20 protein-coding genes are annotated in these 22,638 nt (G+C 61.0%); 11 read left to right on the top strand and 9 right to left on the bottom strand.

Translation table 11 applies throughout. From position 1 onward, the window contains the following. Positions 1-5 precede the first annotated feature (5 nt). Complete coding sequence (locus tag FJ941_RS12415; protein ID WP_140505867.1) at positions 6-2,102, bottom strand: polysaccharide biosynthesis tyrosine autokinase; 2,097 nt, start codon at positions 2,100-2,102, stop codon at positions 6-8. A gap of 412 nt (positions 2,103-2,514) precedes the next feature. On the opposite strand from FJ941_RS12415, the gene FJ941_RS12410 reads away from it, so the two are divergent. The 3 genes from FJ941_RS12410 (at position 2,515) to FJ941_RS12400 (ending at position 5,489) form a co-directional block, all read left to right on the top strand. Further along, positions 2,515-3,105, top strand: a complete 591-nt coding sequence (locus FJ941_RS12410) for a hypothetical protein (RefSeq protein ID WP_140505866.1) — start codon at positions 2,515-2,517, stop codon at positions 3,103-3,105. 518 nt (positions 3,106-3,623) lie between these two features. Beyond that, positions 3,624-4,331, top strand: coding sequence for a Crp/Fnr family transcriptional regulator (locus FJ941_RS12405; protein WP_140505864.1), 708 nt, complete (start codon positions 3,624-3,626; stop codon positions 4,329-4,331). A 723-nt stretch (positions 4,332-5,054) separates the two neighbouring features. Then, complete coding sequence (locus tag FJ941_RS12400) at positions 5,055-5,489, top strand: hypothetical protein (RefSeq protein ID WP_140505863.1); 435 nt, start codon at positions 5,055-5,057, stop codon at positions 5,487-5,489. 138 nt (positions 5,490-5,627) lie between these two features. On the opposite strand, the gene FJ941_RS12395 is transcribed toward FJ941_RS12400, so the two are convergent. From FJ941_RS12395 to FJ941_RS12370, 6 genes are all read right to left on the bottom strand, one after another. After that, positions 5,628-6,368 carry a ribonuclease activity regulator RraA gene (locus FJ941_RS12395; RefSeq protein WP_140505861.1) on the bottom strand — a complete coding sequence of 247 codons (741 nt, stop codon included), beginning with the start codon at positions 6,366-6,368 and terminating at the stop codon, positions 5,628-5,630. A gap of 23 nt (positions 6,369-6,391) precedes the next feature. Continuing rightward, positions 6,392-7,555 carry a mandelate racemase/muconate lactonizing enzyme family protein gene (locus FJ941_RS12390; protein ID WP_140505860.1) on the bottom strand — a complete coding sequence of 388 codons (1,164 nt, stop codon included), beginning with the start codon at positions 7,553-7,555 and terminating at the stop codon, positions 6,392-6,394. A gap of 31 nt (positions 7,556-7,586) precedes the next feature. Further along, the gene (locus tag FJ941_RS12385) at positions 7,587-8,684 is read right to left on the bottom strand and encodes an ABC transporter ATP-binding protein (RefSeq protein ID WP_140505858.1); all 1,098 of its coding nucleotides are present in this window, start codon (positions 8,682-8,684) and stop codon (positions 7,587-7,589) included. A gap of 10 nt (positions 8,685-8,694) precedes the next feature. Further along, positions 8,695-9,585 (bottom strand): carbohydrate ABC transporter permease, encoded by an 891-nt coding sequence (locus tag FJ941_RS12380; protein WP_140505857.1) that lies wholly within the window; start codon positions 9,583-9,585, stop codon positions 8,695-8,697. Next, positions 9,582-10,541: a sugar ABC transporter permease gene (locus FJ941_RS12375; protein ID WP_140505855.1), complete on the bottom strand. Its 960-nt coding sequence runs from the start codon at positions 10,539-10,541 to the stop codon at positions 9,582-9,584. The genes FJ941_RS12380 and FJ941_RS12375 overlap by 4 nt, the downstream gene beginning before the upstream one ends. A 77-nt stretch (positions 10,542-10,618) precedes the next feature. Continuing rightward, a complete protein-coding gene (locus FJ941_RS12370; RefSeq protein ID WP_140505853.1) occupies positions 10,619-12,097 on the bottom strand; it encodes a sugar ABC transporter substrate-binding protein in 1,479 nt (492 codons plus the stop codon). Between the two features lie 184 nt (positions 12,098-12,281). Between FJ941_RS12370 and FJ941_RS12365 the strand changes: the two genes are divergently transcribed. The 5 genes from FJ941_RS12365 to FJ941_RS12345 all read left to right on the top strand — a co-directional run bounded on the left by FJ941_RS12365 (position 12,282) and on the right by FJ941_RS12345 (position 17,266). Further along, positions 12,282-12,992, top strand: a complete 711-nt coding sequence (locus tag FJ941_RS12365; RefSeq protein WP_140505851.1) for a GntR family transcriptional regulator — start codon at positions 12,282-12,284, stop codon at positions 12,990-12,992. Between the two features lie 56 nt (positions 12,993-13,048). Continuing rightward, positions 13,049-14,215: a mandelate racemase/muconate lactonizing enzyme family protein gene (locus FJ941_RS12360; RefSeq protein WP_140505849.1), complete on the top strand. Its 1,167-nt coding sequence runs from the start codon at positions 13,049-13,051 to the stop codon at positions 14,213-14,215. A gap of 56 nt (positions 14,216-14,271) precedes the next feature. Next, positions 14,272-15,630, top strand: a complete 1,359-nt coding sequence (locus tag FJ941_RS12355; RefSeq protein WP_140505848.1) for a mandelate racemase/muconate lactonizing enzyme family protein — start codon at positions 14,272-14,274, stop codon at positions 15,628-15,630. Positions 15,631-15,730: 100 nt separating this feature from the next. Beyond that, positions 15,731-16,057, top strand: a complete 327-nt coding sequence (locus tag FJ941_RS12350; RefSeq protein WP_140505846.1) for an NIPSNAP family protein — start codon at positions 15,731-15,733, stop codon at positions 16,055-16,057. A gap of 9 nt (positions 16,058-16,066) precedes the next feature. Next, a complete protein-coding gene (locus FJ941_RS12345) occupies positions 16,067-17,266 on the top strand; it encodes a mandelate racemase/muconate lactonizing enzyme family protein (protein ID WP_140505844.1) in 1,200 nt (399 codons plus the stop codon). Between the two features lie 136 nt (positions 17,267-17,402). Here FJ941_RS12345 and FJ941_RS12340 read toward each other — a convergent pair whose 3' ends face one another. Together FJ941_RS12340 and FJ941_RS12335 are read right to left on the bottom strand one after the other, a co-directional pair. Then, entirely contained in the window at positions 17,403-17,996 is a 594-nt protein-coding gene (locus tag FJ941_RS12340; protein ID WP_140505914.1) for a DJ-1/PfpI family protein, read from the bottom strand. Positions 17,997-18,143: 147 nt separating this feature from the next. Next, positions 18,144-18,845, bottom strand: coding sequence for a GntR family transcriptional regulator (locus tag FJ941_RS12335; protein ID WP_140505842.1), 702 nt, complete (start codon positions 18,843-18,845; stop codon positions 18,144-18,146). Positions 18,846-19,000: 155 nt separating this feature from the next. Between FJ941_RS12335 and FJ941_RS12330 the strand changes: the two genes are divergently transcribed. Genes FJ941_RS12330 through FJ941_RS12320 form a run of 3 tightly spaced genes read left to right on the top strand, consistent with a single transcriptional unit; the run spans position 19,001 to position 22,551 of the window. Continuing rightward, a complete protein-coding gene (locus FJ941_RS12330; RefSeq protein WP_140505840.1) occupies positions 19,001-20,227 on the top strand; it encodes an iron-containing alcohol dehydrogenase in 1,227 nt (408 codons plus the stop codon). Positions 20,228-20,244: 17 nt separating this feature from the next. Then, positions 20,245-21,732 carry an NAD-dependent succinate-semialdehyde dehydrogenase gene (locus FJ941_RS12325; protein WP_140505839.1) on the top strand — a complete coding sequence of 496 codons (1,488 nt, stop codon included), beginning with the start codon at positions 20,245-20,247 and terminating at the stop codon, positions 21,730-21,732. A gap of 9 nt (positions 21,733-21,741) precedes the next feature. After that, entirely contained in the window at positions 21,742-22,551 is an 810-nt protein-coding gene (locus FJ941_RS12320) for an alpha/beta hydrolase (RefSeq protein ID WP_140505837.1), read from the top strand. The last annotated feature ends 87 nt before the right edge of the window (positions 22,552-22,638 follow it).

Genomic DNA, 22,638 nt, shown 5'->3' with positions numbered 1-22,638 from the left:
TTTCTCTAGTTGAGATAGTAACTGTCCGAGACACTACTTTCGAGGGACGTGTATCGGCCATATTTTGGCAGCTTTGGTTCGTCCACCATTGTCAGGGCGATGCCGGCAATCTTCGACCGACCGCCAAGGTGTCGAATTCCTTCTGCAACGGCCTCGCGCGCGGTTTCGCGCCACTTCACGACAAAGAGGACCTTGTCGACATACCGCGCCAGGATCGTGGCGTCGGCCGCAGCTCCAACAGGTGGTGCGTCAACGATCACCGTATCGAACTTTCCGCGAAGCTCTTCGAGAACCGAGCGCATCCGTGCCGAAGCAAGAAGGGCAGGCGGGTTCCGGGTCCTTGCGCCCGCAGGGAGCAGGGATATCCCCGAGCGTTCGTCCAGATGAATTGCGTTTGCTGCCTTCACCGGCAACGTCAGAAGGTCGACCAGCCCGACCTTGTCTGCCATGCCGAAGAAGGCCGTGGTGGCCGAAAGCCGCAAGTCCGCATCGACGACCAGAACCCGTTCGCCGTCGGCCGCTGCGGAGCAGGCCAAGCTCAATACCAGGGTTGTCTTTCCTTCGCCGGGCATCGCCGATGTCACCAGCATAAGGCGCGGCAAGCGGGCCTGTTCGGGCGTCGCATCAATGCCCAGGCGGAGCCGCCGCACGGCCTCGCTAAACCTAGATAGCGGTCTGCGCTCGAGATAAGCCACAGGTTGGGCTTGGGACTGGGCGTCTCTCGACCAGCCCGCCATCCGTGGGATGGATGCAAGAACCGGAACGGACAGCTCTTCCTCTATCTGCTTCTTTGCCAAGAAGCCGGAAGCGAAAAGTTCACGAAGAACGGCGCCTGCGCCCCCGACGAAGAAGCCGAGCACAAGTCCCAACGCCGCGAATAGAGGCCTGTTCGGAAAGCTTGGCGAACCCGGAATAACCGCATCGGTTATCACGCGCACGCCGCTGTTCAGCAGGGTAGACTTCTCCTCGGTGAGCTTGGCGCGTGAAAGGAATGTCTCAAACAGCTCCTTGTTCGCGGCGGCAATCCTTTCTAGGTCGCGCAACTGCACGCCAACCTGACCTTCGACTTCGGATCGGTTGGATACCGAATTCAAGGCTCGGCTGAGAGAAGCTTCCCGGGCCTCGGCAGCGTCCACTTCATTCTTCAGATTGCCGATGAGACGCTGGACTTCGGCGGTAATCTGCCCCTCGATGTCGCGGCGCTCGGCTTGCGCCGCCAGGACCTCCGGATGCCTATCGCCATATTTCAATTTAAGGTCGGCTTCCCGCCGTGTCACTCCAGCGATCTGGGCCCGAAGCGCGCTGATAACCACGGACTGCAAGACGTCCGGCATCGACTGGATGTCGCCTCCGCTAGTCAGCAATTTGTCAACTTGTTGATATTGTGCCCGTTTCTCCGACAATTCGGCGCGTGCGGTGATTAGTGCGACATTCAATTCAGACAGCTGCTGATCAGTCAAACTGCCTGCTGGCGTCGCCAATAGATTGTGATCGATCCGAAACTTCTGGACAGCTTGTTCCGAAAGGCTCAGTTCCGCTCGCAGAGATGCAGCCCGCTCACTGAGCCATGTGGAGGCTTTCCTGGCCCCTTCGTAACGGGACCTTACTCGATCAGCGAGGTAGGCCTGGGAGATTGCGTTCGCCAGCGATGCTGCTTTCCCCGGGTCGTAGGCGGTCACCGAGATCTCAATAACATCCGCCAATCCGACACGCGAAACCCCAAGGGCGCCCTGTAGCCATATTAATGCCCCCGGCCCGATCTTCGGGTCTTCCGTCAGTTTTTCGCTGTCGACGACCTTCTGAAGGAGCGAGGCGGATCTCAGAACTGCAATCTGACTTTCGATAAATGTCGAATTGTCGGCAAAATCAGAATTGGAATAATCCTGCGGGGTCATATAGTCGACCGGGGAATCGAGTAAGACTTGTGCGACGCCCGTGTAGGATGGTGGAAGGAGATAGGCGGCGGCGACAAATAGGGCGAAGGTGATTACAGCAATGCTGCACACCAGCTTCCAGCGGCGGAGAAAGAAATCAAGAATCTCCCGCACGTCGAGCGGCAGTAATTCTCTGGTCATGGTCGGACTGTCAATTGAACTTGCCATTGCCGAATCCTTAGCGATCAACAGAACAACGCCCACCCTTCAGCGTCGGCTGAATGTGCTTCACTTCAAAATTGTTTGGGCAGTTGCCTGTTAGGCGCGATGAGACTGCTGACAGGGTTTGCACCCCGCCACCGGCATGTCCAAATCGCTTCCGCCCACCAACGATCACGTCGCCGGTCAGCCGAAAACATAACAGCTTCGCGCACACCGCCGCCATTACCATTATTGAGTAGTAATTCGGCTAAAGGTCGATCTGGTCTACCCGATGAGCCTTTCAGACCTTAGGACGTTCGCAGGGACATCTATCGCTCGTCCGGGTGCTCTATGACGCGACCACCGAGCCGGCGCGCGGGACGGCCTACGCTCCCATACGACGAAGAGGCCGGCCGGCCCCGTTTGTTTCGAGGTTGATATGGACACTTACAGCGACATTGTTCCGGGACTTGTAGATTGGGCGGTCAACAGACCGTTAGCCATTCTGATGCTGTCCGCAACCTGGCCGTTGATGCTTCTTCTAAGTAAGGGCCGGTTGCTGGGCTATGGTGCCCTTGCCTTTTTTATCGGAGTTGGGGCCTTGATCGTGTTCGGCATCGAAAGCCCCGCAGGAGCAGCCATTGTCGTGCTCGCCTACAGTTTGCTGGTTTCAGTTGCCCTGATTTCCACCACCAAGCGACTTGCCGAAATCGAAAATCGCCTTGCATCGGCCATATCGGTGCTCGATGACCTGGAAGTTGCCGAGGAAAGACGGCAGACCTACAAGGCCAAGCATCCGTCGACCTCGCGGCTTCGCCGGAAACCGGCAGCTAGAACAATGGAGCCGGTCGTTGCGGGGGGCATGACAGAGGATCTCGAAAGTGGGACGCAGGTGATCTCTGGGCCTCCTTGGCAAGAGTTCCAACCGCTAGATCCGACAGTGGGATCGGCGGTTTCGGCATTAACTCCGCCAACAGGATCCGATGTTCTTTCAGAAGAAAAACGTCGAACAAGACTGGTGTCAAGTTGAGTAGGTCTGCCTTGCGGTAGTTTCGGCCAAGTGAAGTGACCGCCAGCTAGTGCTGATGCCCCGGCTGCGCGCAGTCCAAAGGAAAAGGTCGACTGCGGGCGACCGGGTTGCTGCTGGCGGGCCACGGGCTACTTGCAGAAGCCGATCCGGTAGAGATCATAAGAGCCGGCTTCGGCGGAGATGCACGGCAGCTGGTTCGTCACAAATCCTTGCCGATGGACCGCACCGCTGCCGAGCGGAATAAAGGTGCCGCGGCCAAAACAATGAAAATCGTGACCCCCGACTGGCCCAGTGCGCCCGACGCTCTTGGCTTTCAGCGCTGTACCGGCATGAGTGGCCCCAGCAGGCATTGCGGCTCTTTATGACCTTTGCTGCATGCCGATATCCTCCGAAGGTGGTAAGATAGTGCCCAACGGTGGTAGGTTGCGCCTCCATTCGGATGAAACTATAAATGGAACTTTATATGTAGCTGGTAGTTTGGACCTGAGGGACGATCACGGCTGGGGTAATCACACAAAATGAGCTTATCAAAGCAGGCTCTTGGATTGGCGAGGGAGCCTACCCTTGCTGAACCAATTTCAGAAATGGGAATCTCTGTACTGCCTGGCGCTGTCCGGCGCCTTTATCCGGCGAACACGACGATTGCACGGGAGTATCAGGCTAGATCCTTTATCCTAGTTATGACCGCGGGGTGGGCCGCATTCGCCAAAACGCTGCGGAATGGCTCTCGTCTCATCGTCGATTTTGCGCTCCCTCACGAAATTGCCTTCATCGAGTTCTGCGGAGACGGGAGCGAGACGGTAACGGCTCTCTCGGACGTGACCGCGATCGAATTGACGGGTCCGGTCCATACATGTTTTTCGCGCTATCCGCCGTCCATTTGCGAGGCCATCATGCTGGCTGAGGCACGGCGGTACTCAAGGGTTACCGAACATCTGGCGGGAGTCAGTAGAAGAGGACCTATTGAACGCACGGCTCACCTTCTCCTCGAACTGGGCTGCCGCGCACATAGATCGGTCACAGGTTATCCGCAGCGCTTTGAATGCCCGCTGACCCAGGCCCAGCTGGCCGACGCGTTGGGGCTGTCTGCTGTGCATGTAAGTCGCGTGTTGAAGGATTTGCGAGAAAACGGATTGGTTTCGTTCCGCAATGGTGTGGTCGAGTTGCATGACCACGCGGGACTTATCAAAATAGCCGGATTTGATCGGTCTTACATTTCGAGTTGATGGCGCAAAACCGGTCTCAACTGCGCACCGACCTTCGCCGAGGCTCAACGACCGAGCCGTAGGCGATGCAGAGCCGTAAAGGAAATGGCCGGTGCGGAGGGGCAGCCTTCCGGGGACGTGAAGACCGCACCGGCCACTGCGGCGGGCTTAACGCTACGCACCCGTACTGGTCAATCTAACGCATACTTGCAACCAGGCAATTACGCCAATCGGTGGTGTCCAGGTCAGGGAAATACAGACGGGATCGTACGCCCTCCGTCTTGGCGAGCCTCGTTTCTAGAGCGATTTGTGGTGTCTGATACTTCGGTCGATGGCACATTTCCTATCGGGAGGCGTGCGCTATCAGTGCCCCCGTCTGACGATATGGTTGCGGAAGCTCCGGCTCGCTTGTCGGTCGCTGTCCCTGGCTAGGGGCGCCGCAGATCGTCGACGCCTCGGCCGTGAACCCTTCCTGCCACCGCCATACGCAGGTCGTCGACTTGGGCGTAGCCGTCATGCTGCCGCGATCGCCTCAAACCAGGCCTGTCGTCGGAGGCCACAACATCGATCATGATACCCCTGCGCATTCCAACCGTCGCATACACAGCGAACACGCCTCCGTCTCAATCGGTCAACTAGGCGCGTGTAGTTCTTTTGCGTTGTGACCTCATCCAAGTAGTCGAATGGACTGGACGCCATACCGGGCCGTAACATTCTTTTTGGCTGCGGGGGTTGAGAGGTCGTATGACCATACCGTTACAAATCAGAGAGTTGTTGGAAATCGAGGCGTACCGGCGAACCATCAAGACGCTCGACCACGCCTATGACGTCGACCTGGCAAATGCTTGCACGCCTGTGGAGCGGGAAAAGGCTCAGTACCGACATTATTGGGAAACGTTACTGTACTATGAACAGATTGCAGAGATAAAAACGCGGCGGCTCGTCCGGAAGGCGGAGCGTCTCAATCTGTCGATCGGCCCCCCGGATGGCGACAGCCCAATGTGGAGGAAATCGTCTCAGCTAAACAGCTGGATACTTACGGCGGTGGGCTGTTCTGAAGTACAAAAAATAATCCGCAAAGAATACAAAGATCGACGAGCGCGAGACACCACCTGGGCTGGCGTAATCATCGGCCCACTCACCCGGCTGGCATCTGTTTGGCTGGTCGAGCGCGGGTAGCCGTACAGCAGCCAACGCACGCTCCCAGTCATGATCGCCGAGAAGGCGGCGGACATGACCTACTGGATCGCGCCGACAATGTTCTGGCGACGTGCGGCTGCCTGCATTGGAAGGGCATCCCATGACCTCGTCAGTCCCTCAAAATTTCGGGTTGGTTGTCCGCCAAGCTTCATACTCGTCGTTCGCACTTGGGTGCAGCGGATAATAGCGTTGTAACGACCCGCCCTCCATGAGCTTCATGCGCGAGAATTCCTCCCAGTCGTGATGCTTTTGGGATTCCTCGATCACCTTTGCGGCCATTGCGACGGGCAGCACGACCACCCCGTCATCATCGGCGACGATGATGTCGCCGGGGATCACCGTGACACCGCCGCAGGCAATCGGAACGTTGACGGCGTTGGGATAGATGCTGGTTTGCACATGGTAGTTGGGCGTCCAGCCACGCAGCCATAGCGCCAGATCGAGCTTTTCGACATTGGGCCGGTCGCGCATGCACCCGTCGATCACGATACCCGCGCCGCCTCTGCCCTTGAAATACGTCGACATCATATCGCCGAAGACGCCCGAGCTCATGTCGCCGCGCGCGTCGACCACGACCACATCCCCCTCCTGTGCGTGGTAGAGCACGTGCCGGTGCAGTTGCGTCTCCGGATCGGCATATTCTCCCTCGGTGAAGAGGTCCGGTCGCTGCGGCATGAACTGCAGCGTCAGCGCCGGCCCGACGATCGACTTGCCGTGGTTCTGCGCCACCGGGCCGACCATGTGCGGATTGCGGAAGCCCATATGGCCAAGCGTGCCGGCAACCGTCGCGGCGCCGATCTCCCTTAGCGCGTCGATCAGATCCTTGGGCGGCCGCGTGATGTCGGAAGTATGCGTCATTGTGGACTCCGATTGAAAGGGAACTACCAGTTCGTGACAGAACCATCGCGGCGCTTGAGGTGGGGCGCTTCCCAGAAACGGAAGCTCTGCGCCTGGACCGCCTCTTCGTTGACCTCGACGCCGAGCCCCGGCAGATCGCTGACGGGATAATCGGGGCCGTCGAGCCGTGGTTGCACCGGGAAGAATTCGGAATTGTCGAAGCCAAGCTTTGCTTCGGGCGCCCTGGTCTCGAGCCACGAAAAGTTGGGTACCGCGGCGGCCAAATGCACGGTCGCGGCCGTGCAGACTGGACCAAGCGGATTGTGTGGCATCAGGTCCACATAATGCGCCTCGCTCCAGCCGGCGACTTTCATCGCTTCGGTGAACCCGCCGACATTGCAGATATCGAGCCGGTTGAACTGGTGGATACCGCGCTCGATGTAGGGCAGGAACTGCCACTTGCTCGCAAATTCCTCGCCGATGGCAAAGGGGATGTCGGTCATGGTGCGCAGGGACTCGTAGGTCTCCGGCGTCTCGTCGCGTATCGGCTCCTCGAGGAAATCGAGCACGCCGCGGTCGAGCTTGTTGCAGAAGCTCGCTGTCTCCGCCACCGACAGCCGGTGGTGATAGTCGATGCCGAGGACGACATCGTCGCCCAGCGCCCGGCGCGCCTTATTCAGCATGCTCGCGGTAGCGCCGATCGACTGGCGTGGCTCGAAGATGTCCCTGCTGTTTTGCCCGACGGGAAAGAAGCGGATTGCCTGCCAGCCCTGTGCGCGCAGTTCGCGGGCCCGCTCGATGGCAATGTCGCCCTCGGCCTCGTCTCCGGTCGAGGCGAAGGTGGGGATCCGGTCACGCTGTTTACCGCCCAGCAACTCGTAGACCGGCACCCCCAGCGCCTTGCCCTTGATGTCGTGAAGGGCGATGTCGATGGCGGATATCGCCGCCTGCAGAACCCGCCCGCCTTCGAAATACTGGCTGCGATAAACCTCTTGCCAGATGCGCCCGATCTGCATGGGGTCGCGGCCGACCAGGAACTCGCGATAGTGCTCGACCGCGCCGGCCACGGCCTTCTCGCGTCCGCTCAGGCCGCTCTCGCCCCAGCCGAATATGCCTTGGTCGGTCTCGACCTTGACCAGCATCTGGTTGCGCGTTCCCACCCATGCCGGATAAGGCTTGATCGCGGTGATCTTAAGCTTCGTAGTCATCCACGCCCACGTTCCACACGCATCCGCCTGCTCAGCTGGCCTCGAGGGCCATTTCAGTTTCGCCGTCGAACAGATGCATCCGCTCCTGGTCGAACTCGAGCCAGATCCGCTCGTCGGGCGCGACGGCAATGTTCGGCGGCACGCTGACGTTGACGACGGCGCCGGACAAGAACGCCTGCACGAAGGTGACGTCTCCGGTTGGTTCCACTGTGTAGACCTTGGCCGGGATGCTGCCTGGCACCGCACTCTTGTGCAGCTTGATCGTGGAGTGACGTGCGCCGAGCACGATTTTCCGGGTTGTCGCCCGCGCGACCTTCTGAACGTTGCGCGGCGAGAGCCCGAGGCTCCAGCCCTCCGCGCTGGTCAACACGGTACCGCCCGGTGCCGTCGATGCCTCCAGCGGAATAAGGCTCATCGCCGGGCTGCCGATGAAGCTGGCGACGAACATGTTCACCGGATGGGCAAAGACCTGCGCCGGTGAATCGTATTGCTGCAGGAAGCCGCCGTTCATCACCGCCATCTTGTCGGCCATCGTCACGGCTTCGAGCTGGTCGTGCGTCACATAGATGATCGTCGCCTTGAGGTCCTGATGAAAGCGCTTGATCTCCGACCGCATCTGTACGCGCAGTTTGGCGTCGAGGTTGGAGAGCGGCTCGTCCATGAGAAACACGGCGGGGTCGCGCACAAGGGCGCGGCCCAAGGCCACGCGCTGCTGCTGGCCGCCCGAAAGTTCACGCGGCTTGCGCTCGAGCAGGTGCGTCATGTCGAGCACGCGCGCCGCTTCCTTGACCTTCTTGTCGATCTCGTCCTTGGGCAGTCTGCGCATCTGCAGCGGGAAGGCGAGATTCATATAGACCGACTTTTGCGGATAGAGCGCGTAGTTCTGGAACACCATTGCGATGTCCCTGTCCTTGGGGTCGAGATCGTTGACCACCCGTTCCCCGATGACGATGTCGCCCGATGTGATCGGGGTCAGCCCCGCGATGAGATTGAGCGTGGTTGTCTTGCCGCAGCCTGAAGGGCCGACAAGCGCAACGAACTCGCCGTCATTGACCGTCAGCGAAACGTCGTTGACGGCCTTGAAGTTGCCGTAGGTCTTGACGAGATCTTTGAGGACCACGTGGGCCATCGGCAACTCCCTAATGCTTGACCGCGCCTTCTGTCAGGGCGCGTACGAAGTATCGTTGCAAGACGAGGAACAGCACCACGACGGGCACGCTCATCATGAAGCTCGCCGCCATCAGGCCCGGAAAGTCCGTCGTGTTTTCCGAGAAGAAGCGCTGGATGCCGACCGGCAGCGTCAACTGGTCGTTCTTGGAGAGGAAGGTGTAGGCGTAGATGTACTCGTTCCACGCGCCGATGAAGGAATAGATCGCGGTGGCGATGATCCCCGGTGTCGAGAGCGGCATCACGATCATGATGAAGGCCTGGAGCCGCGTTGCCCCGTCGATGCGCGCCGCCTGCTCGAGCTGCACCGGGATATTGTCGTAGAAACCCTTGAGCAGCCAGATCGCCAGGGGGAGGCCGAAGGTGAGGTAGGTCAGGATCAGCGAGCCATGCGTGTTCACCAGCCCGATCGCGCGCATCAGGATGAAGAGCGGCACGAGAAAGATCACTGCCGGGAACATGTTGCGCAGCAGCACGGCGAAGAACAGGAAGTTCCGGCCCGGGAAAGTGAAGCGCGAAAACGCATAGGCCGCGGGAACAGCCACGATCACCGAAAGGATTGTCGTCACGGTCGACACGAACAGGCTGTTCCAGAAGAAGCGCAGGAAGTCCTGGCCGACACTGTTCTGCGGATCGAGCAGCTTCTGGTAGCTGGCAAGCGTGGGCTCGTCCGGCCACCATTGCGGCGGGAATTGCGTCGCCGCGAAGCCCGACTTGATCGAGGTGATCAGCATCCAGATCATCGGCAGCGCTGTGTAAAGCAGCATGAACAGGAGGAAGATGCGCCCGGCCCACCGCCATCCGTCGACGCGCATGCGGCGACGGGTCTGGCCTCGAGAGGCTGTCTCGGCGATCGTGCTCATGCGCCACCCTCTTTCCGCTCATTGCCGCTCAGCGCACGGACGTAGAAGTAGCCCAGCATCATCAGGATGAGGAACAGGAGCACCGAATAGGCCGATGCCACGCCCCAGCGTTGCCGGCCGAAGGCGAGCTCGTAAATATGGGTTATCCAGATATGCGATGCGTTCGATGGTCCACCCGCGGTCATGATCCAGGGGATGATGAAGGAATTGAAGTTGGCCACCGCAAGCAGCAGGATCGTCACCACCGAGACGTTGCGCAAGTGCGGGAAGGTGACGTGCCAGAAACGCTGCCATGCATTGGCCCCGTCGACTTTCGCGGCGCGCAACAACTGGTCGGGTACAGTCTGCAGGCCGGCCATCATCATGATCATGGCAAATGGAAACTCGCGCCAGATATTGACGACGATCAGGGCGGGGAGCACCGTGCTGACGTTGTCGATGAAATTCGGCGGCCGGTCGGTCAATCCAAGGCCCACCAGCACCGCGCCGATGATGCCGAAATCCGAATGGTAGATCCACTTCCAGATATAGGAGGCGGCGACCGCGCTGATCACCCAGGGAATGATCAGGATGGCACGCAGGATGCCACGGCCGACAAAGTCGCGGTGCAGCGCCAGCGCCGTGGCAAACCCCAGGACAAAGGAGATGAAAGTCGACCCGAATGTCCAGATCAGGGTGTTCCAGGTGACTTTCCAGAACACCTCACTGGTGAGGATGGTGGTGTAGTTGTCGAAGCCGATGAAGGTCTTGTCGCGGAGCTGCAGGCCGGGCGGCGTCTTATAGAACGACAGCTCGATCGTGTAGTAGATCGGATAGGCGATGACGACGAGCATCACGGCGATCGCGGGGAGCACGTATGCGTAGTCGGCGCGATGCTCCCAGATGTTCCGCAACGCGCCGGACCTGCCGGGTTGCGATTTTCGGCGAGCCTCGGCCTTGCCGGTCACGATCGTCACTGTGGCGTGCCCTTGTTCTTCGGGATGAACCGGCTGCACTCTCGGTGCAGCCGGCCAGATCGGAGGTCAGGTCCGGACTAGAGTCCGCCCATCAGGTCTTTCACCTTCTTGGCCGCGTCGTCCGCTGCCTGGTCGACGGTCATCGCTCCGGTCAGGGCATTCTGCAGCATGTCCGGGACGATGATGTTCATGATCTCGGGCGACTCCGGCAGCGCCGGGAACGGGATGCCATACGGCAGCATCGAGGTCGTGACATCGAGGAACTTGATGTGGTCCAGACGTTCCTTCATCCATTTGGTCTTGAAGCCGTTGAGGTTGCCCGGGTTCGAGCCGGCATAGGCCATCTTCAGCGACCATTCCGGGCTCGTCCACATGCAGATGATCGCCTTCGCGGCCGGCTCGTCCACCTTGCCGCCCTCGACGTATTCGGGCTTCAGGATGTGAATGTTCGAGCCGCCGAACACGACGGCGCGCTTGCCGTCGGGGCCGGTCGGGATCAGGCCGTAGCGCATATTGTCGATGACGGTCTGCGCCTTCTGCTTGTCGGTGCCCGTTGCCTTTGCCTGCAGATCGAGCATGACGTTGTAGTCGGATGGGTGCGAGATCATCATGCCCAACTGGCCGGCGACGAACAGAGGCTGGTTGTCGGCCTGCTGGTTGGTAAGTGCCGAGACCGGAACCGACTTGTCGCGGACATACATGTCGTATGAGGCTTGCAGCGCCGCCTTGCTCTGCGGGCTGTCGAGCTCCACCTCCTTGTAAGTCGGGTTCGCGGTGGCTTCGTCGAAGACGCCGCCACCATAGGCCCACAGCTGCGGCATGAAGCGATAGGGCGTATTGCCGGCATTCTTGCGAGCCACGAGGCCGTAGCCGGCAATGCCGAGCTTGTCATGGATCTGCTTGGAATATTTGACGACATCGTCCCATGTTGCCGGAGCCTTGTCCGGATCGAGGCCCGCACGCTTGAAGATGTCGGCGTTCCAGATGAACGCCATCGTCTCGTTGTTCGTCGGTATGCCGTAGGTCACCCCATCCCAGGTCACGGCCTTCATGGCGCCCGGCCAGAAATCCTCGGTCGAATAGCCGACATCCTCTGGTTTGAGCGGCTGCAGATAGCCCTTCGAGGCGAATTCGGTACCACCCAGGATTTGCAGGCGGACCGCCATCGGCGCGGCATTGCCCAGGAGCGCGGTGCGGAATTTGTCGAGAAGGTCGTTATAGGTGAGGGCCTGTTCCTCGAGCTTGATGTTCGGATAGGTCTTGCGGAAAGTCTCGAAGAAATCCTTGTAGTACTGGCGCAGCAGGTCGGGATCGCCCTCGAACACGCCCTGATACCAGAAAGTCAGTCGCCCCTTGTAATCCAGCGGCGTGACCTTGGCGCAATCGCCGGCCGTGTCGAAATCCTGTGTTCCCGCGATGGAGCGCACATATTCAGGCGACCATTTGCTCAGGTCGACCGGTGGCGCACCCAGCGCTGAGCTGGACATAAGTGATGCCGTCAAAATACCGGCGACAGTGCCGCGCAGGACCGCACTGCCGAGCATGATCCTCGTCATAGGTATCCTCCCTGGTTCTCCGCCCTGCGATCGCGAGGATGGTTCTTTCAGTACGGTGTATCCTCTCGACCGCTTAGTACGTTTTCAGAACATAGATTGCCTGTCAACGCACAGGATCGTACATTGTTTATGGGAACCGTGCGTGATATCGGACAGACTGTGTATCAATCTGGGGAGCCGGCCCTTGGCCGAAACAGACGATTTCAAAGCAAAGCCACCTCCGGGGATCGATGCCATCGGAGCCTCCAACGAGGGCGCCTCCCTTTACGAACTAATAAGGGAAGACATCATCGAGGGACGGCTCGCCGCCAACGAACGGCTTGTTGTCACCGATCTCGCGCGCCGCCACGGCACTTCGACCAACCCCGTGCGCGAGGCCCTGCAACTGTTGCGGGGCGAGGGGTTCGTCATCTTTTCTCCCAATCGCGGCGCGCGTGTAAGGCCCATTGATCAGGACTTTGTCCGCGACATCTACGAGATCGGTGTTCTGATCGAACCAGCCTTGACGCGATGGTTTGTGGGCATGGCCACCGGCGAGGACATCGCCCAACTGGAACGTATCCAAGGGCTGATTGAAGAGAACAACTTTGCCGACACATTCAGGCACAGTGAGCTGGATACCGCCTTTCACACCGTGATGTACCAGCGGCACTATAACCGCCATGCCGCCGAGCTCTGGTGGAAGCATCGCGAAGTGCTGCGAGCGGTGAGCCGACGCTTCAATTTCACGCTCGCGCGGCGTGCCGCGATCATTCGCGAGCACCGCGAACTCATTGCGCTCATCAAGGCGGGAGAGGCAGACAAGGCAGCCGAACTCATCTCCCGTCATGTCGAGGGTTCCGGCCGGCATGTTCTCGAACACATGCGTGCGCGCAACGCCGCTCGGGCCGGATAGGACGAAGGTCAGGTCTGGAACATCGTGGCTGACCCTCACTGGCAAAGGTAGTTGAAATGAAAATCACGAGCGTTCGGCCGTGGCTGATCAAGTCCGATGCTTCTTATTGGGGGGAATTCCTGTTCGTCGAGGTGACGACAGACGAGGGGCTGAGCGGCTGGGGAGAGATCACCACCACCACCAAGCTCGCCAACCGCGCCCTCTGCACGATCCTTCGACAGATCGGAGCCGCGGTGACGGGCGAGGATCCGGCGCGCATCGAGTATCTCTGGCACAAGATCTTCCGCAGCTTCACCTACATGGGCAGTCGTGGCGCCGCGGTCGAATGCGTGAGCGCGATCGACATAGCCCTCTGGGATCTCAGGGGCAAAGCTCTCGGCAAGCCGATCTACGAGTTGTTGGGCGGGCCAGTCCGTGATGAAATCGCGCTCTACACCCACCCCAACCAGGCCAAATTCACCAGCAAGGATGCTGTGGTCCGCGAAATCCTGGACATCGTCGAATCCGGACACACTGCTCTCAAGTTCGACCCTTTCCCCCACCAGGGTCGCGGTGCCGGCGGCGTGTCCCGCGAACAGCGGGACGGCTATCTCGATGGCGGCATGACCCGCAAGGATGAGCGCGAGGCCGCCGAACTCACGGCTCTGGTCCGCGAAACGGCGGGACCCGATGTCGACATCCTCATCGATGCGCATGGGCGGTTCGACGTTCCGACCGCCATTCGCCTCTGTCGCAGCCTGGAGGAAGCCGGCCAGATCGACTGGTTCGAGGAGCCGTGCCCGCCCGAAAGCCTTAACGCCCTCAAGCAGGTGCGCGAGAAGGTCAGTGCGGCCATCTCGTGGGGCGAGCGCGGCCACACGAAGTGGGATTTCGTGCCGGTTCTCGAGAACAAGCTCGCCGACTACATCATGCCCGACGTCACCTGGACCGGCGGCATTACCGAACTCAAGAAGATATCCGCTCTTTGCGAAGCCTATTACATCCCGGTCTCGCCACATGACGCCGCCGGGCCGATCAACGTGGTCGCGGGAGCACAGGTGATGATGACCGTTCCGAACTTCTACAAGCTCGAAACGTCGGAGTGGAACTTGGGCAAGTACGATCATCTCATCGACAGGCCGCTCGACGTTTCGAACGGCAGCCTCAAGCTTTCGTTGAGGCCGGGTCTCGGCATCGAGATGAACCGCGATTACCTGCAAGCCCATGAGATCGAACTGGGCTAGCAACGTTGTCGGCAGCATGCGGGCGACAAGCCTGCAAATCAGAACGGGGATAAGTCATGCCAAAGACGGATGGAGCCGACGAGGCCCTCAACCGGGTCAACACCAACTCGAAGCCGTCCGAGCTTCGCATCACCGACATGCGGGTGGCCGAAATCGTCGGCGCGCCGTTCACCTCGGCGCTGCTCAAGATCTACACCAACCAGGGCATCGTCGGGCTTGGCGAGGTGCGCGATGGCGCCAGCGCCACCTACGCGCTGATGCTGAAGAGCCGGCTACTTGGTGAGAACCCGTGCGACATCGACCGCCTGTTTCGCCGGATCAAGCAGTTCGGTGGGCACGGCCGGCAGGGCGGCGGCGTCTCGGCGGTCGAAATCGCTTTGTGGGACCTCGCCGGCAAGGCCTATGGCGTGCCGATCTACCAGATGCTGGGCGGCAAGTTTCGCGATCACGTGCGCGTCTATTGCGATACCGACGCCGAGAAACCCAGCGGCACCGAAACCGGCAAGCGCCTCAAGGAACGGATGGGCCGCGGGTTCACCTTCTTGAAGATGGACCTGGGCTTGATGCAGATCGCCCATGTCCCGGGCACCGTGGTCGCACCCGCCGGCGCGCTCGAAGGGTTTCACGGCAACCCGCGCGGCCGCGGTGGCTCGTTCGAGGAGCGAAAGGCCCGCAATCTCGCTTATGACGCGCAGAACGTGCAGCACCCGTTCACAGGCCTGCATTTCACCGAAAAGGGGATAGACCTGCTCGAGCAGTATATCCACGAGGTTCGCGAGGTCATCGGATACGAGATCCCGCTTGCCATCGACCATGTCGGCCACATCTCGCTGCAGGATGGCATACGCCTGTCGCGCCGTATCGAGAAATACGTTCCGGCATGGCTGGAGGACGTGATCCCCTGGCAATACACCGAGCAGTACCGGCAATTGCAGCAGGCTACCACGGTGCCGATCTGCACCGGCGAGGACATCTACCTCAAGGAAGGCTTCGAGCCGCTGCTCAAGAGCGGCGGCCTCTCGGTCATCCACCCCGACCTGCTCACCAGTGGGGGCATTCTCGAGACCAAGAAGATCGGCGATATGGCGCAGGATCACGGTGTCGCCATGGCGATCCATATGGCCGAAAGTCCGATCGCCGCGATGGCCGCCGCGCATGTCGCCACCGCGACCGAGAACTTCATGGCGCTCGAATACCACTCCGCCGATGTCGGCTGGTGGGACGATATCGTCACCGGCCTGCCCAAGCCGCTTGTCAAGGACGGCTTCATCACCGTGTCCGACAAGCCGGGCCTGGGCATAGACGATGTGGTCGACGAGGTGATCACCCAGCATCTGCAGCCCGGTGTCACGGGGATATGGCAATCCACCGAGCATTGGGACAATGAAAATAGCTGGGACCGGACCTGGAGTTAGCCCAGACCCCTTGCCCTCATTCCCAGGCTCACAGGGCCAACACCGACCATTCGTGTCGACTGCTCCCAAGGGAGAGGCGAAGAAAGAAACGGACGAATCCATGATCTACGAACTGCGTATCTATGACTGCCTGCCGGGCAGACTGCCGACTTTGCTCAAGCGCTTTTCCGACCAAACGCTGGCCATCTGGGAGAGGCATGGCATCCGCCAAGCCGGGTTTTTCACCACGGCGATCGGCGAAAACAGCAATCGCCTCACCTATTTCCTCGCCTGGGAATCGCTGGCCGAGCGTGAGGCGAAATGGGCGGCTTTCGTCACCGATCCGGCATGGCACAGGGCCCGGGACGAGTCTGAGCGCGACGGGCAGATCATTGCCAATATCAGCAGCCAACTGCTCACGCCGACAGCTTTCTCGTCTGTGAAATAGGACTGCGCCATGAAGATCACCGACCTGCGGTGCGCCGTAATCGGCAAACATCCCATCGTCCGTATCGTCACCGACGAAGGTCTCTACGGCCTTGGCGAGGTCGAGTACACCAAGCCTTATCTCAAGCCATGGGTGCTGCATTTCCGCGAGGCCCTGATCGGCGAGGATCCGACCGACGTCGAGCGGGTCATGTTGAAGATTCGCCAACGCGGCTCTTTCAAGCCCTATGGCGCGGCGGTCAGCGCCATCGAACATGCGCTGTGGGACATAGCCGGCAAGGCCGCCGGCGTGCCGGCCTACAAGCTGCTAGGCGGCAAGGTGCGCGACAAGGTGCGCGTCTACAACGGCTCGATCCGCCAGAAGCGCACGGGCGACCGGCCGGAGGACTACGCCGCCGACGTCAAATGGATGGTGGAGCAGCCGCAGAACTTCTTCATGGTCAAGCAAGGAATCTCGTTCCATTCCAACATGAAGGACACCATCGAGGACTTCCATTACGGCGTGACGCAGAAGAAGGCCGGCTATCATGGTGCGATGGATCAGGGCGTGATCAGCGAACGTGGTTTCAACCACATGCTCGACTGCGTGATCGCGATGAAGGAAGTGCTGGGGGACAAGGTCAGCCTGGCACTCGACTGCGGCCCGGGCTGGATGCTGCCCGATGCGATCAAGTTCGCTCGCGCGGTCGAGAAATACAATTTGATGTGGCTCGAGGACATGCTGACCGGCGACTATGTACCGTGGGTCAATCCGCAGGCCTACCGGGAGCTGACCAGCTCCACCTCGACGCCGATCCATACCGGCGAGCAGATTTACCTCAGGCACAATTTCAAGGAGCTGATCGAGACACAGGCGGTGCGCGTCATCGGCCCCGATCCTGCCGACATTGGCGGCATTGCCGAGCTAAAATGGGTCGCCGAGCACGCCTATATGCACTCAATCCTGATGGCGCCGCACGGCACCGCGAACGGCCTGCTGGGCCTAGGCGCGCTGATCAATGTCTGCGCCACCTTGCCCGCCAACTACGTCGCGTTCGAATATCCCAGCGCCTCGGACCCCTGGTGGAACGACATCGTCATCGGCCTGCCCAAGCAGATCGTGAAGGACAGCATGGTGGATCTGCTGGAAGCCCCGGGGCTAGGTCTCGACATCGACGTCGAAGGCGCCAGGAAGTATTTGCTGGCGGAGGATGCCGGCTTCTTCGATTGATTGGCGCCGGTGGCCCTCGATCTCATCGACCGAGGGCATACTTCAAGGTGCGGATGCGAGCGGCTACCATTGGAGCGTGGCCTGCACACCTTGCAACAACGGAAATCGGCGCATTGTTGACGTGCGCCGGCCTTGTTTAGTTATGGCGGATCTCGGTCCCGAGCACCTTCAGGCATTCGCGGATGAAGGCAGCGAGGGCTGTCCAACCCTTGGCCGACACCATTGTGCCGTCGACGTAGGCCTCCGTCGGCGAGAGGTCGACATAGGTTCCGCCTGCCAACGTCACTTCCGGTTCGCAGGCGGCGAGCGCGCCGACCTTCTTGCCGCGCACGACGCCGTCCACGGCAATCAGAATCTGGACCCCATGGCAGATCGTGAAAATCGGCTTCCGGGTGTCGTGGAAGTGGCGCACCATGGCTTGCACACGCTTATCCGTGCGGATGTATTCCGGGCCGCGGCCGCCAGCGCAGTATACGGCGTGGTATTGATCGAGCTGCTTTTCCGCCTCGGCAAACGTCTTGTTGATCACCTGAAAATGGCCGAGCTTCTCGGTGTAGGTCTGGTCGCCCTCAAAGTCGTGCAGGGAGGTCTTGATGAGATCTCCGGCCTTCTTGTCCGGGCAGACCACGTGGACGGTGTGACCGACGGCTTCCATCGCCTGCTGGTAGACGAAGATCTCGTACTCCTCGGTGAACTCGCCGGTGAGCATCAATATTTTCTTGCCTGACATAGTCGGTTCCTCTGTCGTGTGAAAAAAAGCCGGGCGATCCATGCAGCACCCCGCATTGGCTTTGTCCGTCCTCAGAATGGTGACTTGGGGAAGTAGTATCCCTCGGCGTTGTCGTTGGTGGTCAGCGGCGCGGACATCGGTTTAGCCTCAATCGAAGGCCGGCAGCAGGCGATCGCGCGAGTGCTCGATGTGGGCGCGCATTGCTTTCGCGGCCGCATCGGGATCGGCCGAACCGAACGCGGCAAGGATCGCCTCATGCTCGTCCAGCGCCTCCTCGGTCACGCGGGAGTGGTACATCAGGCGAAAAATGTGGAAGTGGGTGTGTTGATAACCCAGCGTCTCGCGAATGAGTTCGTTTTCGGCATATTCCATGATCTTGTCGTGGAAGATCGCGTCCTGCCGGGCGAAGTTTGAGTAGCGCAGACGCTCGTCCTTGCCCTCGCGGCGCGACATCACGCCTGCTGCCTCCAGCAGCGTGCCGAGTTTGGCCTCGTCCATCGCGGCAGCGGCCTTCGCCGCGCCGTGCGGTTCGAGCAGGAGACGCATTTCGTACAATTCGTCGAAACGGCGCCGGCTGATCTGCGGTGCGGCGCGGTATCCGATCAGATGCGTCTTCAGAACCAGGCCTTCGCCTTCCAGACGCCCGAGCGCTTCGCGGATCGGCGTATGGGAAACGTCGAACTCCTTGACCAGATTGTCGACGGTGATGCGTGAACCGGGCGCGATCTTCAGCGACATCAGCTGCGCGAAAATGGCCTCGTAGACGTCCTCGGCCAGGCTGCTCGCGCGCTGGATGCGACCCGCTCCCGTGGGTGCTTCACCATTATTGCTCAAAATGACAGGTTGCATTCTTTCGCCTCTCGACAGGGGAGACTGCTAACACGAGGGTTTGACCGATGCAATACTATATCCTATACGATTTTTTCAGCGCCGTTCAGTTCAGGATCTTCGGTGCGGATTTTGCAATGCGAGTTCTCCGACACCCCTCAAGGATGCAGCCTGTCATGAGCCTTCTCACAGCCCTCCGGCTCCCACGCGAAATTCTATTCGGGAAGGGGCAACGCCATGCACTGCCAGTCGTGGCCGCTCGCTACGGCCGACGCGCCCTGGTCTGCACCGACGAGCGTTTCGCCGGTACGGCCGTGTTCGCCGAAATCATGGCATCCTTGCAGGCAGCGTCGATCGAAGTGCTGGTCCATGACGATGTCCTGCCGGATGTGCCGCGCGACTCCGTGGCGGTGTGCGTCGAGCAAGCGCGGGGCTTTGGGCCCGATATGGTGATCGGCATCGGCGGCGGCAGCTGTCTCGATTTCGCCAAATGCGCAGCCTTGCTGATCAGCCACGGCGGCGAGCTGCGGGACTACTACGGCGAGTTCAAGGTCCCGGGGCCGACGCTGCCTTTGATCGCCGTGCCGACCACGGCTGGCACAGGATCAGAGGTGACGCCCGTCGCGGTGATATCGGATCCGGACCGGACGCTCAAAGTCGGCATATCGAGCCCCTATCTTATCGCTGCCGTTGCCGTCTGCGACCCCGAATTGACAATGACTTGTCCGCCGGGCCTGACCGCGATTGCCGGTGCCGACGCGCTCACGCATGCGATCGAGGCCTTCACGGCCATGCGCCGGGACGGGGATTTCAGCCTGCCGCAGCGCCACGTGTTCATCGGCAAGACGCCGCTGACCGACCATTTCGCGCTGCTTGCCGTCAAACTTCTCAGCCGGGGCCTGGAGAAGGCGTGCACTGACGGCGGCGATCCCGAGGCGCGCTCTGACGTGATGATGGGCGCGCTGGCGGCGGGTTGCGCGTTCGGCACCGCCGGCACCGCGGCGGCGCACGCGGTGCAATACCCGGCCGGCGCGCTCACACAAACGCCGCATGGGCTAGGGGTGGCGACGATGATGCCTTATGTCATGAGCTACAACAGGCGTGTGGCCGCGGCTGAGATCGCCGAGATAGGGATTGCTCTTGGCCTCGAGCCGAACGGTCGTGGCATCGACGAAATGGCCGGCGCGACCATCGAGGAGATTAGGCGCTTGTTCGCGGCGGTCGGCATCACTCCGACGCTGGCCGGTCTGGGGCTTCCGGCCGACAAGCTCGACTGGACCGCCGAGCAGGCGCTCGGCATCGATCGCCTGATCAAGAACAACCCGCGCCCGTTCGACCTCGCCGCCATGCGCCGCCTTGTCCAGGCGGCCTATGACGGCGATCTCACCGCTTGCGCCATGTGAATGTCAGGACCAAGACGATGAACCTTCCCCACAATGCCTTCCAGCTCGACCAGGACCTCTACGATGTGCGGGGTTTCCCGCACCGGCTCTACATTGGCGGACAATGGCTGCCGTCGTCCGACGGCGGGCTCATTGAGGTCACCGATCCATCCTCCGGCGCGGTGATCGCGGCGGTCCCCGATGCGACCCTGGAGGATGCCGCCGCCGCGGTCGGGGCAGCGGCCAAGGCCGCCAAGGGGTGGCGCGAGACAGCGCCGCGCAAGCGCTCGGAAATTCTCAGGCGCTGTTTCGAGCTGATGGTCGAGCGGTCGGAGACGCTTGCCATGCTGATCTCGCTGGAGAACGGCAAGGCCCTGCGCGACGCGCGCGGCGAGGTCGCCTATGCAGCCGAATTCTTCCGCTGGAACGCCGAGGAAGCTGTTCGCATCACCGGCGAGTTCGGCATCGCTCCATCCGGAACCAACCGGATCGTGGTCGACTATCAGCCGATCGGCATCTGCGTCCTCATCACGCCGTGGAATTTCCCCGCCGCGATGGCAACACGCAAGATCGCACCGGCCCTCGCGGCAGGCTGCACGGTCATTCTGAAGCCGGCCAGCGAGACGCCGCTGACCGCCTATGCACTCGCCGCGCTCTACAGCGAAGCCGGCGTCCCGGACGGCGTCGTGAACGTGCTGACGACGTCGACACCCGGCCCCCTGACGTCGGCCATGCTGGCCGATCCGCGCGTCAGGAAGCTCTCCTTCACCGGCTCGACCGGGATCGGCCGGGCCTTGCTCGCCGAGGCCGCCAAGCATGTGATCTCCTGTTCCATGGAGCTTGGCGGCAACGCGCCCTTCATCGTCTTCGACGACGCCGATCTCGATGCGGCCCTCGATGGCGCCATGATCGCCAAAATGCGCAATGCCGGCGAAGCCTGTACCGCCGCCAACCGCATTTACGTCCAGTCGGGCATCCACGATGCGTTCGCCGGCGGCCTATCCCGGCGCATGGCCGCGCTCAAGATCGGCGCCGGCACCAGGGCAGAGACGGAATGTGGACCAATGATCACCAGGAAGGCGGTCGACAAGATCGACCGGCTGGTCAAGGATGCGGTCAATCGGGGTGCCAAAGTGTTGTGCGGCGGCTCGGTGCTTGAAGGAGATGGCTTTTTCTATCCTCCGACCGTCCTGTCCGAAGTCTCGCCGGACGCCGATATGGCGCATGAGGAGATCTTCGGCCCGGTGGCGCCCATCACCCGCTTCGAAAGCGAGGCGCAAGCCATCCTCCACGCCAACAACACCGAATACGGCCTCGCCGCCTATCTCTACACGCGCGATGTGGCCCGCGGCATGCGGGTGGCCTCGGAGATCGAGGCCGGCATGATCGGCCTCAACCGCGGCTTGATGTCGGATCCCGCCGCGCCCTTCGGCGGGGTAAAGCAGAGCGGCCTCGGGCGGGAAGGGGGCCAGCATCACGGCATCGCCGAGTTCATGGAGGCCAAATACATCGCTGTAAGCTTCTGAGCGGACACCATGTCGAAGGATCCTTTTCGCACCCGCGACCACGTTGCCGATTTCGATGACATCGTGGCCGAGATCGTCGCCCGCAGCGCCGCGACGCGGGCAGCGCTGCCCATGCTGGCGGATGTCGCCTATGGCCCGCACGACGCCGAGCGCCTCGACCTGTTCTTTCCGGAGGGACCGCGTAAGGACCTTCCTGTGCACATCTTCATCCATGGCGGCTACTGGCGCATGTTCACCAGAAACGACTATTCCTACATTGCCGAAACGGTGACGAGCGCGGGGGCAATCGCGGTCGTGATCGACTATGCGCTGATGCCTGCCGTCAGGATGGCGGCAATCGTCGACCAGGTCCGGCGCGCGAGGCAATGGGTGCTGGATAATATCGCCGGCCATGGCGGCGATCCCGGCCGGCTAAGCGTCAGCGGCCATTCCGCCGGGGCGCATCTGGCGACCTTTTTGTTCAACGAGGGTTCGGCCCCTTCGGCGGCACTCCTGCTCGGCGGGCTTTACGATTTGAAGCCCCTTCAGCATTCCTTCCTCGAGCCTTTGATAGGTCTCACCGACACGGAAGTTGAGGCATTTTCGCCGCTGAGCAAATCCCACTCTCCCCGGACGAAAGTCACGGTGTTGGTCGGCGAGCGGGAGACGGAACCTTTTCACCAGCAGGCCAGCTTGTTTGCTGACCGCCTGACGGGACAGGGCCTAAGTGTGTCGAAAGGCGTGCTCAAGGATCGCAACCACATGGATAGCGTACGTGATTTGGGACTGCGCGGGACAGTCGCGGGCGACTGGCTTCACGACGTCGTCGTGGCCGGATAGATTCGACCCGCTTCGGTACGGCGGCCGCACGATGCTTGTCTCATCGGCTCGAGAGTTCAGGCCTCGACTCATCGCGACACGGGTGTA

Source organism: Mesorhizobium sp. B2-3-13 (genome assembly GCF_006442195.1).
Classification (GTDB): Bacteria; Pseudomonadota; Alphaproteobacteria; order Rhizobiales; family Rhizobiaceae; genus Mesorhizobium; species Mesorhizobium salmacidum.
This window is presented reverse-complemented; position numbering and strand designations above follow the sequence as displayed.

Bases quoted from the DNA above. Each gene is read 5' to 3' on its own strand.
- FJ941_RS12415 (WP_140505867.1), bottom strand. From the start codon at position 2,102: ATGGCAAGTTCAATTGACAGTCCGACCATGACCAGAGAATTACTGCCG.
- FJ941_RS12410 (WP_140505866.1), top strand. From the start codon at position 2,515: ATGGACACTTACAGCGACATTGTTCCGGGACTTGTAGATTGGGCGGTC.
- FJ941_RS12405 (WP_140505864.1), top strand. From the start codon at position 3,624: ATGAGCTTATCAAAGCAGGCTCTTGGATTGGCGAGGGAGCCTACCCTT.
- FJ941_RS12400 (WP_140505863.1), top strand. From the start codon at position 5,055: ATGACCATACCGTTACAAATCAGAGAGTTGTTGGAAATCGAGGCGTAC.
- FJ941_RS12395 (WP_140505861.1), bottom strand. From the start codon at position 6,368: ATGACGCATACTTCCGACATCACGCGGCCGCCCAAGGATCTGATCGAC.
- FJ941_RS12390 (WP_140505860.1), bottom strand. From the start codon at position 7,555: ATGACTACGAAGCTTAAGATCACCGCGATCAAGCCTTATCCGGCATGG.
- FJ941_RS12385 (WP_140505858.1), bottom strand. From the start codon at position 8,684: ATGGCCCACGTGGTCCTCAAAGATCTCGTCAAGACCTACGGCAACTTC.
- FJ941_RS12380 (WP_140505857.1), bottom strand. From the start codon at position 9,585: ATGAGCACGATCGCCGAGACAGCCTCTCGAGGCCAGACCCGTCGCCGC.
- FJ941_RS12370 (WP_140505853.1), bottom strand. From the start codon at position 12,097: ATGACGAGGATCATGCTCGGCAGTGCGGTCCTGCGCGGCACTGTCGCC.
- FJ941_RS12360 (WP_140505849.1), top strand. From the start codon at position 13,049: ATGAAAATCACGAGCGTTCGGCCGTGGCTGATCAAGTCCGATGCTTCT.
- FJ941_RS12355 (WP_140505848.1), top strand. From the start codon at position 14,272: ATGCCAAAGACGGATGGAGCCGACGAGGCCCTCAACCGGGTCAACACC.
- FJ941_RS12350 (WP_140505846.1), top strand. From the start codon at position 15,731: ATGATCTACGAACTGCGTATCTATGACTGCCTGCCGGGCAGACTGCCG.
- FJ941_RS12345 (WP_140505844.1), top strand. From the start codon at position 16,067: ATGAAGATCACCGACCTGCGGTGCGCCGTAATCGGCAAACATCCCATC.
- FJ941_RS12340 (WP_140505914.1), bottom strand. From the start codon at position 17,996: ATGTCAGGCAAGAAAATATTGATGCTCACCGGCGAGTTCACCGAGGAG.
- FJ941_RS12335 (WP_140505842.1), bottom strand. From the start codon at position 18,845: ATGCAACCTGTCATTTTGAGCAATAATGGTGAAGCACCCACGGGAGCG.
- FJ941_RS12330 (WP_140505840.1), top strand. From the start codon at position 19,001: ATGAGCCTTCTCACAGCCCTCCGGCTCCCACGCGAAATTCTATTCGGG.
- FJ941_RS12325 (WP_140505839.1), top strand. From the start codon at position 20,245: ATGAACCTTCCCCACAATGCCTTCCAGCTCGACCAGGACCTCTACGAT.
- FJ941_RS12320 (WP_140505837.1), top strand. From the start codon at position 21,742: ATGTCGAAGGATCCTTTTCGCACCCGCGACCACGTTGCCGATTTCGAT.